Raw genomic sequence first — 15,607 nt, forward strand, 5'->3', positions numbered from 1 at the left:
CCCTTCCCGTCGTCGACTCGGGCATGACGACCAGCGTCGAGTCCGACGGGACGGGACGTGGCAGTTCGAACGGGACGGGGCGTGGCAGTTCGGACGGGACGCCCCCCGGGGACGACGGACCGCTTCGAACCCTCGCGCGCGTCGCCGCGGCGGTCGCCGCGCTCGCTGGCGTCGTCGGGAGTCTGTTCATGCTCGGCGCGTTCGGTCCAGTCTCGTGCTCGACGTCGCGCGCCACGACCGGCGACGGCGTCGTGACGACCACGCGCGAGTGCAACGCCGGCATCGACTACCTGTTCGGCGCCGGCGGGAACGCGCCCGTCCTGTTCTTCTGGGCGATGGTCCTCCTCGCGCTCGTCGCCCTTGGCAGCGCGAGCGCGTGGACCGGTCGCGTCGCCCTCACGTGGGTCGCGACCGTCGTCGGCGCAGTCGTCACGATCATCGGCGTGTTCAGCATCGGTTGGATGTTCCTCGTCCCCACGCTCGCGCTCCTCACCGCCGCGATCGCGACGACCGTCGACGAGTACCGGCGGCCGAGGGAATCCCGAGACTGAGCGGGCGAAAACTGCGATTACTCCACGGCACGAACCCGGAGCGACCACGATACCAACGGCCAGCGTGGTTCGCCGTGGCGTACTTTGAAACGGCCGGTCGCCGAACCTCTTCCACATGGTCGACACGAAGCGACTCGTCCTCGACGTCCTGAAGCCCCACGACCCCGGCATCCGCGAGTTCGCCACGGAAACCGCTCGCTGCGACGGCGTGGACGGCGTGAACGCCGCCCTCGTCGAGACCGACCGCGAGGTACAGAACGTGAAGATCACGGTCGAGGGGGAGGCGATAGATAGCGACGACGTGGAGGCGACCGTCGAGGACCTCGGCGGAACCATCCACTCCATCGACGAGGTCGTCGCTGGCGACGTCGTCGTCGAAGAGAGCGCGACCCCCCAGGACGCGTAACGCGATGACGCGCGCCGAACGACTCCGAACGGTGCTCGCGGACGCGGACGCGAGAGCGCTGTCGCGACGGTACTTCATCTCGAACGGGTTCGACGGGACGTTGACGAGCATCGGCGTCGTCGTCGGCGCGTTCCTCTCCGGCGTCTCGGACGGGACGACGGTGTTCGCCATCGGCGCGGGCGGTGCCGTCGGGCTCGGCACGTCGGGGCTCTGGAGCGTCTGGGAGATAGAGCGCGCGGAACAGCAGGCGGAGACGCTCCAGGTGGAGGCGGCGATGCTCCGGGACCTCGGCGACACGGTCGTCGCCCGTCGGAAGCGCGACGTCCGCGTCGTGAACGCCGTCGCGAGCGGCATCGGCCCAATCATCGGCGTGCTCGTCCCGCTCTCGCCGTTCCTCGTGTCGCCGGAGTTGCTCTCGCTCGCCGAAGCGACGGTTCTCGCCGTCGGCCTCGGCGTCTCCCTCCTGTTCGCGTTCGGCGCGTACCTCGGGTCGCTCTCGAAGCAATCGTGGTACGTCGCCGGCATCCGGATGGGACTGGCGGGCCTCGTCGTCGCCGCGCTCAATATCGTCCTCGGTGCCTGACCGTCGGTCACCGTCGACGGGATCCATCGACTCGTCGTCGACGCATCGCGACGGACTGTCATTCGGCGCATGGTTTTTTGCGGTCATCGACCGCAGTTCCGTGTAGTGTCCTGGCACGACCGCGACGTGGCTGCGGTGCTCGACGCACTCGACGTCGACGCGGACGGCCTGTCGAGCGAAGCCGCGGCGGGACGCCTCGAAGAGCACGGGTCGAACCGACTCGCGTCGAGCGAGTCCACCTCCGCGCTCGCGCTGTTCGTCTCGCAGTTCCGGGAGGCGCTCGTCTACCTGCTCGTCGTCGCGGCCGCGCTCTCGCTCGCGGTCGGTTTGCTCCCGGGCGCGGAACCAAAGTACGTCGACGCCGGGCTCATCGTCCTCATCCTGCTCGCCAACGGCGCGTTCGGGTTCGTGCAGGACTACCGCGCGGAGCGGTCGTTGGCGGCGCTCCGCGCGATGTCGGTGCCGGACGCGACCGTCGTCCGCGGCGGCGAGGAGCGGACGATACCGGCGCCGGACGTCGTCCCGGGCGACGTGATCGTCGTCGGTGCCGGGGACGCGATTCCCGCGGACGCTCGCGTACTCTCCTCGCAGGCGCTGTCAGTCGACGAGTCGGCGCTCACTGGCGAGAGCGTCCCCGTCGAGAAGCGCTCGGACCCGGTGCCCGCGGACGCGCCGCTCGCGGAACGCTCGAACATGCTCTACATGAACACCGCGGCGACGAAGGGACGGGCGCGAGCGGTCGTCGTCGACACGGGCATGGACACCGAAGTCGGCGACATCGCGACTGGGCTGGCGGCCGTCGAGGACGAGGAGACGCCGTTCGCCGCGGAGGTCGACGCACTCGGTCGGCGCATCGGCGCTGGCGTCGTCGGCCTCGTCGTGCTCGTCGCCGTAATCCAGTTCCTGTTCACCACCACGGACCCGCTGGCCGTCGCACTCACCGCGATCACGCTCGCGGTCGCCGCCGTCCCCGAGGGTCTCCCGGCGGTCGTGACGTTGACGCTCGCGCTCGGCTCGCAGCGATTGCTCGCGAAGAACGCGCTCGTTCGACGACTCCCGGTCGTCGAGAGTCTCGGGAGCGTCGACACGATCGTCACGGACAAGACCGGGACGCTCACCGAGAACCGGATGACGGTCACGCGCGTCCACGCCGGCGGACGCGAGTACGCGGTCACCGGGGATGCGACCGACGTCGACGGCGACTTCGAGCCGGCCGACGCGCCCACGGCGGACGGCGGCGCGGTCCAACCGCAGGAGGTCGCCGACGACCCGGCGCTCGAAGCGGTGCTTCGATGCGGCGCGGTCTGCAACGACGCAACCTTCGACCCCGACGCCGACGACCCCCTCCGCGGCGACCCGACCGAGTCCGCGCTCCTCGTCTCGGCCGCGAAAGCCGGCTTCGACCCCACGTTCGACCGCCTCGGCGAGGTCGCGTTCACGTCGGAACGCAAGCGCATGACAGTCGTCGGTCGCGAACCCCGCAGCCACGCCCCGACGACGGACGATCGGGTCGACGGGTCCCCGAGCGACGACGATGACGGCCGCCGCGACGCCGAGGGCGAGTCGGTCGTGGCGTACACGAAGGGTGCGCCGGAAGCCGTTCTCTCGTGCTGCGACCGCATCCTCCTCGACGGCGAGGTCAGAGCGCTCGAGGACGCGGACAGGGAGGCGGTGCTCGCGCGGACGGAGTCGTTCGCCGCGGACGCCCTCCGCGTGCTCGGGTTCGCAGTCCGGTCCCTCGACGGCGAGCCCGGAGGAGGGGTCGCTCCCGTCGACGAAGACGGCGTCGCCGACCCCGAGGTCGAATCCGGGATGACGTTCCTCGGCCTCCAGGGGATGCTCGACCCGCCGCGCGCCGAAGTCGCCGACGCCATCGCGGACTGTCACGACGCCGGCATCCGCGTCGTCATGGCGACCGGCGACAACGCCGTCACGGCGCGAGCGATCGCCGACGCGGTCGGCATCGACGGCAGCGAGTCCCGCTCAGGACCCGAGGTCGACGAACTGTCCGACGACGCGCTCGTGGACGCCGCGATGTCCGTGGACGTGTTCGCGCGGATGTCCCCGGACGCCAAGGTACGCGTCCTCGAAGCCCTCCAGCGGTCCGAGCAGACGGTCGCGATGACCGGCGACGGCGTCAACGACGGACCCGCGCTCCGGCGCGCCGACGTCGGCATCGCGATGGGACAGCGCGGTACCGACGTCGCGAAGGGCGCGGCCGACGTCGTGCTCCGCGACGACAACTTCACGACGATCCGGGACGCCGTCGCCGAGGGCCGGGGGATCTTCGACAACGTCCGGAAGTTCGTGAACTACCTGCTGTCCGCGAACGCCGGCGAGGTGCTCGTCGTGTTCTTCGGCGTCCTCCTCGGGAGCGCGCTGTTCCCGGCCGTGTTCGCCGGGGGCGGCGACGCGCTCGTGCTCACGCCCGTGATGCTCCTCTGGATCAACCTCGTCACGGACGGCCTGCCGGCGCTCGCGCTCGGCTCGGACACCCGCAGTAGCGACGTGATGCGTCGACCGCCGCGCCCATCCGGCGAGCCCGTGATCCACGCGCGGATGGCGGCGTCCGTCCTCGGGATAGCCGCGACGATGACCGTCACCGGCCTCGGGGCGTTCTTCTACGCGCTCGACGCCACCGGCGACCTCCGGTACGCGCAGACGGTGCTGTTCGCGTTCCTCGTCGCGGTCGAGATGGCTCGCATCCAGCTCGTTCGACGGCGGTACGGCCAGTCGCCGCTCTCGAACCCGTGGCTCGTTGCGGCCGTGCTGGCGTCGCTCGCCCTGCAGGCGCTCGTACTGTACACGCCGCTCGCGGACCTCTTCGACGTGGTGGCGCTCAGCGCGAACGGGCTCGCGATCGTCGCCGTCGCCAGCGTCGGCTTCCTCGTCGTCGGCACCGCCGTCGAGCGCGCGCTCGACGTGCTCGTCACGAACAGGACGCAGTGACCGAGGTCACGCGAACCAAGTCGCGTGAAGGAAGTCACGCGAACGAACTCACGTGAACGAGAACAGGTTCGCGAGGAAGATCGCGTACAGGAGCAAGAGCGCCACGCCGTCGTAGGGCGTTATCTCGCGGTCCTGCGCGATGAACAGGTAGAGGACGGACGCGATAACCATCACGGGGAGCGCGAACTCGCGGATGCTCGGCGGGACCGCGAGCGGCCCGACGAAGCTCGAGACGCCCATGACGGCGAACGCGTTGAAGACGTTCGACCCGAGGACGTTCCCGACCGCGATGTCGACGCTCCCCTGGCGGACCGCCGCGACGCTCACGGCGATCTCCGGGAGCGACGTCCCGACCGCGACCGCGGTGATCGCGACGAACTCGGTACCGACGCCCGCGACGGCAGCGATCGCGAGGATCGCCTCGACGAGGTAGTTCGCGCCGACGACGACGAACGCGAGCGACGCCACCGCGACGACCACGGTACGGACGCCGACGTCGACGCGCTCGGAGACGTCCGCTGGCTCGGCCGGCGGAGGGTCGACGGTGACCTCGGCGTTGCCCGAGAAGTCGGCGAGCTGGTCGCCGAGCACGGACTGGACGGGGCCGCGCAACCGCCCCGGGTTGGAGACGCTGAACTCGACGTACGCCACGAGACCGACGAGCGCGAGCACGCCCTCGTACCACGCGAACGCGCCGTCCCACGCGGCGATCAGGAGGAACACCGCGGACGCCGTGAGGAGCGGGAGGTCGACGCGCATCACCTCGCGGTCGACGACGATACCGCCGCCGACGACGGAGACCGTCCCGAGGACGAGGAAGACGTTCGCGACGTTCGACCCGACCACGTTCCCGGCGACGATCCCGGGTTCGCCCGCGAGCACCGCGAGCACCGACGACGCGAGTTCCGGGAGCGACGTGCCCGCGGCGACGATAGTGGCGCCGACGACGAACGGCGAAATGCCGAGTCCGAGCCCGATGCGCTCCATCGAGCTCGTGAACGCGTCCGACGCCTTCAGGAGCACCGCGAGCGAGACGACGAACAGTCCGACGCCGGGGAGCAACGCGGCCATCGTGTCCCCAACGACCGGCGCGCGACCCATAACTCCGATGCAGACGTGGTCGGGTCGGCCCACCACCCTCGCCTGCGGTCACTCGTCCCCGTAGAGGACGTCCTCGGCGTCCTCGCGGAGGCGTTCGGCCTGCACCTCCCGGTAGCTGTCGTGGGTGGTGGTGACGCTCTCGTGCCGGAGGACCTCCTGGGCGAGTTCGGCCTTCTCCGAGTAGAGTTCGTGCCCGAGGCCGCGGCGGCCGCCGTGGGGTTTGAGGTACTCGCCGTCGACGCTGACGTCCGCGGCCTCGCATCGGCGCTGCATCATCGACCGCGCGCCCTGGAGCGAGATGGCTCGCGGCGTGACGTCTTCGGCGCGAGCGAGCGCGAGCGGGCCGTCCGCGTCCAGCCGCGATTCGATCCGGTCTTCGGGCCAGCCGCAGTCGGCGAGCGTCTCCCGGACGACGCGGTACAGCGACGGCCGATGCAGCGAGACGAACACCGGCCAGTCCTCGCTGGGCGGGTCGAGCAGTCGCCGGAAGCGCTCCAGGCGCTCCAGCGCGGGCGTCATAACCTGCATCGTCTGGTGCTCGCGGGTCTTCCCGAACACGCGGACGACGCTCGCGTCGAAGTCGACGTCCGCCCACGTGATGCCGTTCCGGCGGTCGTCGTCCGGGTCCCGAAGGATCTCCGCACCGCGCGCGCCCGACAACCCGAGCGTGTAGAACAGCGCGCGGTCCCGATGAGCCTTCAACTGGTCCCACGTCGCGCCGGAGCGATCGCCGGCGGTCCTGAAAGCGGCGTCGCCGGGGGCGTTCTTCGCTTCGTCGTTCGCGCCGTCGACGAGTGCGTCCAGCGCGGCGAACATCGCCTCGCGCTCCTCGGGCCACCAGTACTGCCGGTCCGCGTCCCCCGCGTCCGTCGGGAGGTCCTCGGTCGCCCGGAGCGTGTCGGCGGGGTTCTCCGCGATGCGGCCGTCGCGCACGCACCACCCGAGCCACGCTCGCACGACGTCGTAGTACGTGTTCGCCGTGCTCGCAGCGACCTCGCCGTCGCGCACGCGGTCGGCGAGGTGCTGGGCGTAGCGTCGACAGTCCGTCGCGTCCAGGTCCGCGAGCCGGTCGATACCGCGCGAACGCTGGAAGTCGACGAACGCCTCGAGGACGAGCTCGTTGTTCCGCCGGTAGTTCCCCGATTCGAGTCGGCGAAGGCGCGCCTCGACGGCGGCCTCGAGCGACGTCGTCCCATCCACCATGTACCGCTACGAACGCCCGCCGTCGACAAGAATCCACCTCCCAATCGCCCCAATGACGACAATAGTTAACACGACACAGCACGTCCTGTCGCTTGCAATGGCAGATACCAAAGACGGACGCGAGAAGAAGGCCCACCGCGAGGCCCGCGCCGCCGAGCTGCGAGTCGCCGAAGCCGACGTCGCCGCGTTCGAGGACGACACGCCCGACCCCGACCACTTCGAGGCCGAAGACGCGGACGTCGACGAATCCGACCTGATGCCCTACCTCGTCGACGACGCCGGGCGAGCCCTCACCATCGCTGCCGACCGAACCGAGTACGACGTTCCCGAACAGGACTGATCCCGGCGTCCGCTCCGTCCGCGGCAGTCGCGATGTCGATGCGAACGCACTCGGTGCAAACGCACCGGCTCAAACGCGCTCGACGCGGGAACGCTCGACAACGTGCCGCCCGTGACTGACGGCGAGCGCTTCCGGGACCCGAGCCCCATTACCTCGCCGTCGTCCATCCCAGAACGTGACAGACACCAACCGACAGTTCGTCCTGGCGAAGCGACCGAGCGGCGTCCCCGACCACGACACCTTCGAACTCGTCGAGACCGACGTCCCCGAGCCCGCGCCGGGCGAGGTCGTCGTGAAGGCGCGCTACCTCTCCGTCGACCCCTACATGCGCGACCGCATGAACGCCGGCGAGTCCTACGCGGAGGCCTGGGACGTCGGCGACCCCCTCCAGGGAGGTGTCGTCGGCGACGTCGTCGCGGAGAACGGCACGCAATTCGACGAGGGCGACGTCGTCGTCGGCAACCTCGAGTGGGCGGACTACACCGCCGCCGACGCCAACACGCTCACGCAGATCGACCCCGACCTCGGCCCGGTCTCGACCGCGCTGGGCGTCCTCGGGATGCCCGGCCGGACCGCGTACTTCGGGACGCTCGAGGTCGCGAACGTCGACCCAGGCGACACGTTCGTCGTCACCGGCGCCGCCGGCGCCGTCGGCTCCGTCGCCGGCCAGATCGCGAGCGAAGCCGGTGCGCGCGTCGTCGGATTCGCCGGTAGCGACGAGAAAGTCGCCGTCCTCGAGGACGACCTCGGGTTCGACGCCGCGATCAACTACAAGGAGACCGACGACTACCGCGCAGCACTCGACGACGCCGCCCCCGGTGGCGTCGACGCGTACTTCGACAACGTCGGCGGCCCCATCACGGACGCCGTCTTCGCGCGCCTGAACGTCGACGCGCGCGTCGCCGTCTGCGGCCAGATATCGCTGTACAACGCAACCGAGATTCCGACCGGACCGCGGAAGCTCCCCGCACTCATCGAGTCTCGCGCGACCGTCGAGGGGTTCCTCGTGAACGACTTCCAGGCGCGCTTCGAAGGAGCGACCCGCCAGCTCGCCGAATGGGTCGGCGACGGCACCGTCCAGTACCGCGAGACCGTCACCGAGGGCCTGGAGAACGCGCCCGACGCGTTCCTCGGTCTCTTCGAAGGCGAGAACGTCGGGAAGCAACTCGTCGCCGTGGACGCCTGAACCACGACACCGATCACTGCTCGAATTCCAGAGAAGAGCGGTGCGGCGCGAACCCAGCTATCAGTCAGCGAGTGTCGCGCCGAGGTCGCCGTCGTCCTCGAGTTGCTCGAGGACGTCGCTGCCGCCGACGAACTCGCCGTCGACGAACGTCTGCGGGATCGTCTCCCATCCGCTGTGGGACTCCAGGGCCTCGCGGAACGCGTCGAGTGCGGGGAGGACGTCGACTGTCTCGTACTCGTCGCGGTGGCGCTGGATCAGCCCGAGGGCCTTCTTCGAGTACCCGCACTGGGGCATCAGTTCGTTGCCCTTCATGAACAACACCACGTCGTTCTCCGCGATGGCGTCGTCGACGGTCGCCTGTACGTCGTCGGGCGCGAGGTCAGTCTCCGGGTCGAACGTCATGCCATCGACTCCGGCGGCCGGACGCATATGGCTTGCGTCGAGAATATCGGTTGTCCTCGGTCAGGTGGGGAGTGTCGATTGCCGTCGGTCACGTCCGGCCGTCAGTCTTCGACCTGGTCTGGCGTGCGCGTGGTGAGTTCGATCGCGTGGATGTCGGTCGTCATGTGGTCGCCGAGCGCGTCGTACACGCGCTCGTGCTGCGCGACGACGGTCTCGCCCTCGAACGCGGGCGAGACGACGCGCGCGGCGTAGTGGTCGTCGTCGTCCGGGCCGCGCGGTCGCGTGACCGTCGCGCTCGCGTTCGGGATTCCGTCCTCGATGAGTGCCTCGATCTCGTCGGCGTTCATGCGTCGAACCACGGCGGTGGACGGGAAAGGGCTTTGCGAACTGCGCGGCTCGGACCGTCGGCGCCCGAACGCCTGTGATTCCACGCTCTCGTCCGCTCGAAGCCCGGTTCTCGCCATGCGTACTGACACCGCTGTGGGGGCAAGCAGCGCCTCAGAGTGAGCCACTTGTTCTTTCTACACAAAGCGAAAGTGGGATGCGTCCGTGGTGATTCTCCCGATATCACTACTGACGAGACCGCTATGGCCGGATTAGGGCATTCATAAAGTGTATGACGCGATATTAAATCTATGCACGCGGTGCGCCCTGGCGCTTTCGACGAAGGCCGGAAGCCGTCACGGCGGACGGCAGAAGTCGTCACCGCCACGGTCAGAACTCGACGCGGTGGTCGTCGGAAGTCGTCGCGTCGCGCGCTCGGACTAGCCGCCCCCGTCGACGTAACGGACTCCTACCCAGGGTCGGCCACTTGGCGAGGGGAAGCATCACGTCCTGTCGGTCGACACGCCGCGAGGTTCCTCCTCGTCGGTCACCATCGTCACGGACCGCCCCGGCGTCACTCCCATCGGTCGGGACGAGGGCGTACTCCTCGGAGCACTCGAGGTGCTCGCGCGCTGAACCCAGGAGTGAGGACTACGGCCCGGTCGTGAACGTGCTGGCACGAGTCGAGGTGCGTGATCGGTGCGATTCCCGTCGAGAACGTCTCGGCCTCTCCATATAGTTCGTAAATAATAATGTATATTTATCGTGGTTGGGGACGACGTTCACGTACGATGACTCGGGACGGTCACCGGTCCGATAGCCCGGACGACGTGGCTCGGACCGAACGCGACCGGGACGCGGAGTACCGAGCACTGGCCGAGACGAACCGCCGACGCGTCCTCCGCTACCTGCGGAACGTCGAGGACGGGAGCACGCTCCAGGACCTCGCGACGGTCCTGGCCGGCTGGGAGTCCACCGAGTCCGATCGGGTGGTCTCGAACGACCGTCGACGGGAGCTAATGGTCGCACTCCACCACGTCCACTTGCCGGTCCTCGCCGACGCGGGACTGCTCTCCTACGACTCGAACGACGGGACGGTCGCCCTCGAGTCGATCCCCGATGCCGTCGAAGAGGCGCTAGCGGACGAGGAGACCAGCCAGACCGATCCCGGCGCGTGACGATGCTCGACGCCCTCTTCGAGTCGGTGCGCGAGTCGCGAAAGCAGTTCAGCGTGTACGCGCACGCGGACGACGCCGCGGACGTCGACGGGTTGTTCGCCGGTCACAACGTCGCGGTGGAGCGCCGGCCGCTACCACCCGACGGGCCGCCGCCGTTCCTCGTCGTCGAGGAGGACGACGAGTTCGTCGGTGCCGTCGGACTCGAGACGCTCGAGGCGCTCCTCGAACCTCCGCGTCATCGACCGTCGGAGAGCGTGCCGGGGATCTCGGCAGCCTACCGCGTGCTGTTCGAGGCGCTCGACGAGACGGTGTTCGCGGCGATGCGCCGACGCGAGCTGGTCGCAGTGAGTCGCGAGATAGAGGAGCGCGCGTACCGCGTCGGCGAGGGGACGCTCCGGGTGGGATTCCAGAACCTTTCGACGTTCAGGCACCAGGTCGGGGTGTACCGTGGTCTGGCGTCGCGGTCGATGCTCGACGTGCACGTCTACGGGGCGAGTGACTGGGAGCCGCCGACGATACCGGGCGTCTCGTACCACGAGTACCCCGATCGGTCGCTGGAGGCGTACTGGGTGGTGGCGTTCGACGAGGGCGCGCCCGGTGGGCAGACGACGGCGCTCGTCGCCCGCGAGACGGCGGACGGCTACGAGGGATTCTGGACTGACGATCCGGAGATGACGCGAGAGGTCACGGCGGCCCTCGAGAGCTAGCAGCGACGTCCCGGCGCCGTCGGCCTCGCGACCTGGATTCGAACCGTCGGCAACCTATTTCTCCCGCGGGTGCTTCGATCTAGGTGAGGCCCAACCATGCCCAAAACTATCGAATTCGACGACGACCTCGTGGACCGACTGGAATCGCACCTCGAGGAGGACGAATCCATCCAGGAACTCGTCGAGGAACTGGTCTCGATGTACGAGACGGATGGGACGTTCCTCCAGGAAGGCTACAGCGAGTGAGTCGTCGACGAGTCCGGGACGCTACCCGTACGTCCGGACAACGTTGCGCATGGTGGATGGTGGGTCGGTAGCGCGACGAGCGCGGGACGGTCGCTCTACGGCGCGACGAGCGCAGGACGGTCAGCGGACGACGGTGACCGTGTGGGTCGCGCGTGCGACGAAATTCTTCGTTACGGGCCCGAGTACGTGCTCTGCGCGGTCGCTCTTCGCGCGGTCGCTCTTCGCGTGGGTGCCGACGAAGACGCCGTCGACGTCGCGTAGTCGATGGCGGTGTCGCTGGCGTCGGAGCCGTCGAACGCGATCGGGAAGTGCATCGTTCGAATGTGGCGTGTCGGGACGGGTGCTCGAGTGGTTCCTGTGTCGAGTCGTCAGGCCGGTGCGGGCGCGACGAGGACGTTGCGGTCGGTGCGGCCGGCGACGCGTCGGCCGACGCCGCCGAGGTGGACGTCGTGGTCGCCGTGTTCGCCGACGACGATGGGGTCCGCGTCCAGGTCGTCGGCGTACGCGAGGATCTCGTCGACCGGGATGCCGTGGACGACTCTCCCGTCGACGGCGATGTCGCGTCGGGTGGCGGCGTCGCGGATCTCGTCGACGAAGTCGTGTGCGCGATCCTCGGCTTCGATCGCGGTCAGTTCCCCGGTGCTGAGTCCCGGTTCGCCGTGGACGCGGGTGTCGACGACGCAGAGGACGTGGAGGTCCTCGCCGAGGTCGGCGGCGTGGTCGATCGCGGCCGTCGCGGCGCTCCGGGCGTAGTCGCTGCCGTCGGCTGCGAGGAGTACTGGAGCCATGTGTGGTAATAAGTCACAATCGGTATTGAGTGTTCCCGATGGCTCCCAACAGATGCTATCCAGACGGGTTCAGAGCGGCGAGCGGGACTGCCCCCGTGAGAGCGAATCGTTCCCGAGTCCGGCTACAGCACGGCGATCTCGTTCGAGCAGTCGACGACGCGTTTCCGGTCGCGGTCGTACTCGACGAGCCCTGCGTCGGCCAACCGTGGTAGGTGGTTGTGGTGCAGTGCGACCGTGGTCTGCTCGACGACTTCGTCGGGGGGGTCCCCCGACGAGTATCGCGCCGCGGCGGCGTCCCGGGCGAGCGACTGGAGGGCCACGGGTGCAGCGGTGTCGTCGAGGACGGTGAGTACGGCCCGCCGCGTCGAATCGGCGAGGAGCCGGTATCGCTCCGACTCCCCGAGGTCCACAGCGATTCCCCCATCAGCGGTTTGCTCGACGGTGCGAGCAGGCATGTTGTCAGTCATGGTAGTGGAGGCATATCGGCTCCCCCATAGGATTCACTGACCCCGGGTAGTGCTAAGTGTCGCCTAGAACATCGTAGGTGGTTTCGGCGCGCTCGGCGCGGTGGTTGTGGTCGACCATGGACTAATCGATGGCCGGGTGCATACCAGTTCGAGACGGACTCCGGACCGAGAGGAGACTCCGCCAGCGGAGTCTTCTTGCGGATGCGCCCCGTAGACGATTCGAGAATGGCGTCCCTTACACCGGCACTCGAGGAGACCCTCGCCGTGTTCGAGCCGGGCGGCGAACCGCTATCCACGGGCGAGGTAACGGACGTGCTCGACGTCGGCCGCCGGAGCGCGTACGACCGACTCGACAGGCTCGCGACGCGCGACCGCGTGCGGACGAAGCCGGTCGGCGCCAGCGGCCGCATCTGGTGGCGTCCCGAGACCGACGGACCGAACGACGACACGAACGCACTCGCGGACGCGATGCCGTCGGCCCGGACGCTCCTGGAGTCCGCGCCCGTCGGTATCGCGGCGTTCGCGCCCGAGGGCGCGTTCGCGTACGCGAACGACCGCTTCCGGTCGCAACTCGGCCTCCCGCGAGACCCGACGGCTACAGATCTGGACGAGGTCGCGCTCGAGCGGGCGAACGGGGACGCGGTGGGCAGCGGCTCGACGCCGTTCCGGCGGAGTGCCGCCGACGACTCGTCGACCGGCGGCCGTCGCCTCCGCGTCGAGGACTCCGGACGATGGCTGTCGGTCGTCGGGGAACCGACGCCCGATGGCGGCGGCGTGGTCGTCGCCAGGGACGTCACGAGCGCCGTGGACCTACAGACGGAGCTCTCGGGTGCGTACGCGGCAGCCGAGGACGAACTCTCGGGGTTCCGCGAACGAGCGGTCGACGGGTACGCGAACGTCGACGAGGACGGGTTCGTCGTGGACATCGACGAGCGGGCCGCGTCGGTCTTCGGTGACGGCACATCGGCGCTGACTGGAGAGCACGTTCGGGCGGCGTTCGGCGACCACGACCCCGCGGTCTCCATCGTCGAGCGATCGCTCGCGGATGGACGGACGACCGAGACGAGCGACCCCATCGCGACCGACGATCGGTGGTTGACCGTCGAGGCCGTGCCACGCGATGGCGGGGTTTCAGTCTACGTCCGGGACGTCTCCAAACGCGTCGAACGCGAGCGGGAACTGGAGCGGTACACTCGGCTCGTCGACGCGCTCGGCGAAGCGGTGTACGAGCTCGACGCGGCCGCGAACATCACGTTCGTGAACGACCCTGGCGTCGAGATGTCGGGGTACGCTCGCGAGGAGCTCGTCGGCTCGCACGTCTCGATGGTCATGGACGAGGACGCGATCTCGGCCGTCGGGTCGCAACTCGTGGACATGCTCGACGACGACGGCCCGGACCGGGTTCGCACCGAGTACGACCTCCAGCGGAAGGACGGATCCGCGATCCCCGTCGAGAACCGTCTCGCGGTCCTCGGCGACGACGAGGGCGACGTCCGCGGGTCCGCGGGCATCCTCCTCGACGTCTCCGACCGGCGAGCTCGCGAGCGCGAACTGGAGCGGTACGAGCGCATCGTCGAGACCGTCGAGGACGGCATCTACGTCCTCGACGACGACGACCGGTTCGCAGTCGTGAACGACGCGTTCGCGAGCATGCTCGGGACCTCGCCCGACGACATAGTCGGCGTCCACGCGACCGACGTCTTCGACGAGTCGTTCGTCGATCGTGCCACGAGCACCCTCGAGGCGGCCGGTGGCGAGCACTGCTCGGCACGATTCCAGGAGCCCGTGTACACCGTCGGTGGAGAGTCGTTCGTCGCCGAGGTCCAGTTCGCGGCGTTCGGGGACGACGTGCGCTCGCGCGTCGGCGTCGTCCGGGACGTCACCGAGCGCGTCCAGCGAGAGGCCCGCATCGAGCGCCAACGCGAGCGCCTCGAGGCCCTCAACGCCGTGAACGGTGTCGTCAGGAACGTCGCGACGGCGGCCGTCGAGGGGTCGACGCGATCGGCCATCGAGTCCCTCGTGTGCGAGGAACTCGGCGCGTCCGAGGTATACGGGTCCGCGTCGATCGTCGAGTCCGACGGTCGCGCGGACGACGACGGACGTCGGTCGACCGCGGACGCAACCGCGGGCCCGATCGAACGCGCGATGCGGACCGGATCGATAGAGACGGCTGCCGACGTCTCGGCTCGCGACCTCGACCTGGCTGGGCGGGACGTGCCCGCTGAGTCGTCGTGGTCCGTCGCTGCGATTCCGATAACGTACGAGAGCACGCTCTACGGCGTGCTCGCCGTGACAGCCGACCGAGAGGCGGCGTTCACGGGTGAGGAACGAGCCGTGCTCGAAACCGTCGGCACGGTCGTCGGGAACGCGATCGCGGCGGTCGAGCGCAAGCGCGCGCTCACCAGCGAGGAGGTCGTCGAACTCGACTACCGCGTCTCGAACCCCGAGGACCTCTTCGACGTCGACGTGACGCTAGCTGGCCGGATCACGTTCGAGGAGATGATGTACGTCGGCGACGACGAGCTGCTCGTGTACGGGACCGTGACGGACGACGGCCGCGAGACCGTCCACGCGCTCGTCGACGCCTTCCCCTCGTGGAACGCCGTGTCGCTCCTCGGACCGACGGGAGAGGACGCGACCCGGTTCGAGATTCACATGGACAGTCCGCCCGCGTTCCTGGAGGCGACCGCGAACGGCGGGTACGTCGAACGTGCGACCATCGAACCCGAGGAGACGCGCATCGTCCTGCACGTCCCGCCGGAGACGGACGCGCGGTCGATGACGGCGGTCATCCGGGAGGCGTACCCGGGTGCGTCGCTCCTCGCAAAGCGCCAGTTCTCGCGGCCCGACCCGTCGATGCTGGGCCTCCAGCAGCAGGTCGCCGACCAGCTGACGGACCGCCAGCGCACGGTGCTGAAGGCGGCGTTCTACGCGGGCTACTTCGAGTGGCCGCGCGACGTGACCGGCGAGGAAGTCGCGGCGTCGCTCGGCGTTGCTCCGTCGACGTTCAGCCAGCATCTCCGCAAGGCGGAGGAGAAGCTGCTGGCGTTGCTGTTGGCCGATGCGGACGCCCGCGTCGACTCGACTCGGGTCGACGCGGAGGAGTGATGCCCGAAAACCGTCGCCTACCGACCGGGTAGGGGCGTGCTGTATAGAGACGCTTCGACGTATGCTAG

Annotated in this window: 16 protein-coding genes; 10 read left to right on the forward strand and 6 right to left on the reverse strand. The window is 69.1% G+C overall.

The genetic code is table 11. The features are described 5' to 3' along the window. The first annotated feature begins 23 nt into the window (after positions 1 to 23). The 4 genes from G9C85_RS16125 to G9C85_RS16140 all read left to right on the forward strand — a co-directional run bounded on the left by G9C85_RS16125 (position 24) and on the right by G9C85_RS16140 (position 4,489). Positions 24 to 551, forward strand: a complete 528-nt coding sequence (locus G9C85_RS16125) for a hypothetical protein (protein ID WP_166041893.1) — start codon at positions 24 to 26, stop codon at positions 549 to 551. Positions 552 to 666: 115 nt separating this feature from the next. Further along, a complete protein-coding gene (locus G9C85_RS16130; protein WP_166041895.1) occupies positions 667 to 957 on the forward strand; it encodes a DUF211 domain-containing protein in 291 nt (96 codons plus the stop codon). A gap of 4 nt (positions 958 to 961) precedes the next feature. After that, entirely contained in the window at positions 962 to 1,540 is a 579-nt protein-coding gene (locus G9C85_RS16135; protein ID WP_166041897.1) for a VIT1/CCC1 transporter family protein, read from the forward strand. A 105-nt stretch (positions 1,541 to 1,645) separates the two neighbouring features. Next, on the forward strand, positions 1,646 to 4,489 hold the full coding sequence (locus G9C85_RS16140; RefSeq protein ID WP_369680833.1) for a cation-translocating P-type ATPase: 2,844 nt from the start codon (positions 1,646 to 1,648) through the stop codon (positions 4,487 to 4,489). Between the two features lie 48 nt (positions 4,490 to 4,537). Here G9C85_RS16140 and G9C85_RS16145 read toward each other — a convergent pair whose 3' ends face one another. After that, entirely contained in the window at positions 4,538 to 5,590 is a 1,053-nt protein-coding gene (locus G9C85_RS16145) for a calcium/sodium antiporter (protein WP_205254392.1), read from the reverse strand. Positions 5,591 to 5,638: 48 nt separating this feature from the next. After that, positions 5,639 to 6,793 carry a tyrosine-type recombinase/integrase gene (locus G9C85_RS16150; RefSeq protein ID WP_166041903.1) on the reverse strand — a complete coding sequence of 385 codons (1,155 nt, stop codon included), beginning with the start codon at positions 6,791 to 6,793 and terminating at the stop codon, positions 5,639 to 5,641. 97 nt (positions 6,794 to 6,890) lie between these two features. Between G9C85_RS16150 and G9C85_RS16155 the strand changes: the two genes are divergently transcribed. Together G9C85_RS16155 and G9C85_RS16160 are read left to right on the forward strand one after the other, a co-directional pair. Then, entirely contained in the window at positions 6,891 to 7,133 is a 243-nt protein-coding gene (locus G9C85_RS16155) for a hypothetical protein (RefSeq protein WP_166041905.1), read from the forward strand. Positions 7,134 to 7,308: 175 nt separating this feature from the next. Beyond that, positions 7,309 to 8,319: an NADP-dependent oxidoreductase gene (locus tag G9C85_RS16160; RefSeq protein ID WP_166041906.1), complete on the forward strand. Its 1,011-nt coding sequence runs from the start codon at positions 7,309 to 7,311 to the stop codon at positions 8,317 to 8,319. Between the two features lie 60 nt (positions 8,320 to 8,379). On the opposite strand, the gene G9C85_RS16165 is transcribed toward G9C85_RS16160, so the two are convergent. Then, complete coding sequence (locus tag G9C85_RS16165; RefSeq protein WP_166041908.1) at positions 8,380 to 8,721, reverse strand: glutaredoxin; 342 nt, start codon at positions 8,719 to 8,721, stop codon at positions 8,380 to 8,382. 101 nt (positions 8,722 to 8,822) lie between these two features. Beyond that, the gene (locus tag G9C85_RS16170) at positions 8,823 to 9,068 is read right to left on the reverse strand and encodes a BolA family protein (protein WP_166041910.1); all 246 of its coding nucleotides are present in this window, start codon (positions 9,066 to 9,068) and stop codon (positions 8,823 to 8,825) included. 768 nt (positions 9,069 to 9,836) lie between these two features. Between G9C85_RS16170 and G9C85_RS16175 the strand changes: the two genes are divergently transcribed. The 3 genes from G9C85_RS16175 (at position 9,837) to G9C85_RS16185 (ending at position 11,176) form a co-directional block, all read left to right on the forward strand. After that, positions 9,837 to 10,223: an ArsR family transcriptional regulator gene (locus tag G9C85_RS16175; protein ID WP_166041912.1), complete on the forward strand. Its 387-nt coding sequence runs from the start codon at positions 9,837 to 9,839 to the stop codon at positions 10,221 to 10,223. 2 nt (positions 10,224 to 10,225) lie between these two features. Further along, positions 10,226 to 10,930 carry a DICT sensory domain-containing protein gene (locus G9C85_RS16180; RefSeq protein WP_166041913.1) on the forward strand — a complete coding sequence of 235 codons (705 nt, stop codon included), beginning with the start codon at positions 10,226 to 10,228 and terminating at the stop codon, positions 10,928 to 10,930. Between the two features lie 96 nt (positions 10,931 to 11,026). Beyond that, on the forward strand, positions 11,027 to 11,176 hold the full coding sequence (locus G9C85_RS16185) for a hypothetical protein (RefSeq protein WP_166041915.1): 150 nt from the start codon (positions 11,027 to 11,029) through the stop codon (positions 11,174 to 11,176). Positions 11,177 to 11,544: 368 nt separating this feature from the next. Here G9C85_RS16185 and G9C85_RS16190 read toward each other — a convergent pair whose 3' ends face one another. Both G9C85_RS16190 and G9C85_RS16195 read right to left on the reverse strand, forming a co-directional pair. Next, positions 11,545 to 11,964 carry a universal stress protein gene (locus G9C85_RS16190; RefSeq protein WP_166041916.1) on the reverse strand — a complete coding sequence of 140 codons (420 nt, stop codon included), beginning with the start codon at positions 11,962 to 11,964 and terminating at the stop codon, positions 11,545 to 11,547. Between the two features lie 122 nt (positions 11,965 to 12,086). Next, on the reverse strand, positions 12,087 to 12,431 hold the full coding sequence (locus tag G9C85_RS16195) for a hypothetical protein (protein WP_240148932.1): 345 nt from the start codon (positions 12,429 to 12,431) through the stop codon (positions 12,087 to 12,089). 225 nt (positions 12,432 to 12,656) lie between these two features. On the opposite strand from G9C85_RS16195, the gene G9C85_RS16200 reads away from it, so the two are divergent. After that, the gene (locus G9C85_RS16200) at positions 12,657 to 15,539 is read left to right on the forward strand and encodes a PAS domain S-box protein (RefSeq protein WP_166041918.1); all 2,883 of its coding nucleotides are present in this window, start codon (positions 12,657 to 12,659) and stop codon (positions 15,537 to 15,539) included. Positions 15,540 to 15,607: the final 68 nt, after the last annotated feature.

It is taken from the genome of Halorubellus sp. JP-L1, assembly GCF_011440375.1.
Taxonomy (GTDB): domain Archaea; phylum Halobacteriota; class Halobacteria; order Halobacteriales; family Natrialbaceae; genus Halorubellus.

Coding starts and splice junctions, on each gene's coding strand:
- G9C85_RS16125 (WP_166041893.1), top strand. CDS start 24: ATGACGACCAGCGTCGAGTCCGACGGGACGGGACGTGGCAGTTCGAAC.
- G9C85_RS16130 (WP_166041895.1), top strand. CDS start 667: ATGGTCGACACGAAGCGACTCGTCCTCGACGTCCTGAAGCCCCACGAC.
- G9C85_RS16135 (WP_166041897.1), top strand. CDS start 962: ATGACGCGCGCCGAACGACTCCGAACGGTGCTCGCGGACGCGGACGCG.
- G9C85_RS16145 (WP_205254392.1), bottom strand. CDS start 5,590: ATGGGTCGCGCGCCGGTCGTTGGGGACACGATGGCCGCGTTGCTCCCC.
- G9C85_RS16150 (WP_166041903.1), bottom strand. CDS start 6,793: ATGGTGGATGGGACGACGTCGCTCGAGGCCGCCGTCGAGGCGCGCCTT.
- G9C85_RS16155 (WP_166041905.1), top strand. CDS start 6,891: ATGGCAGATACCAAAGACGGACGCGAGAAGAAGGCCCACCGCGAGGCC.
- G9C85_RS16165 (WP_166041908.1), bottom strand. CDS start 8,721: ATGACGTTCGACCCGGAGACTGACCTCGCGCCCGACGACGTACAGGCG.
- G9C85_RS16170 (WP_166041910.1), bottom strand. CDS start 9,068: ATGAACGCCGACGAGATCGAGGCACTCATCGAGGACGGAATCCCGAAC.
- G9C85_RS16175 (WP_166041912.1), top strand. CDS start 9,837: ATGACTCGGGACGGTCACCGGTCCGATAGCCCGGACGACGTGGCTCGG.
- G9C85_RS16180 (WP_166041913.1), top strand. CDS start 10,226: ATGCTCGACGCCCTCTTCGAGTCGGTGCGCGAGTCGCGAAAGCAGTTC.
- G9C85_RS16185 (WP_166041915.1), top strand. CDS start 11,027: ATGCCCAAAACTATCGAATTCGACGACGACCTCGTGGACCGACTGGAA.
- G9C85_RS16190 (WP_166041916.1), bottom strand. CDS start 11,964: ATGGCTCCAGTACTCCTCGCAGCCGACGGCAGCGACTACGCCCGGAGC.
- G9C85_RS16195 (WP_240148932.1), bottom strand. CDS start 12,431: ATGACTGACAACATGCCTGCTCGCACCGTCGAGCAAACCGCTGATGGG.
- G9C85_RS16200 (WP_166041918.1), top strand. CDS start 12,657: ATGGCGTCCCTTACACCGGCACTCGAGGAGACCCTCGCCGTGTTCGAG.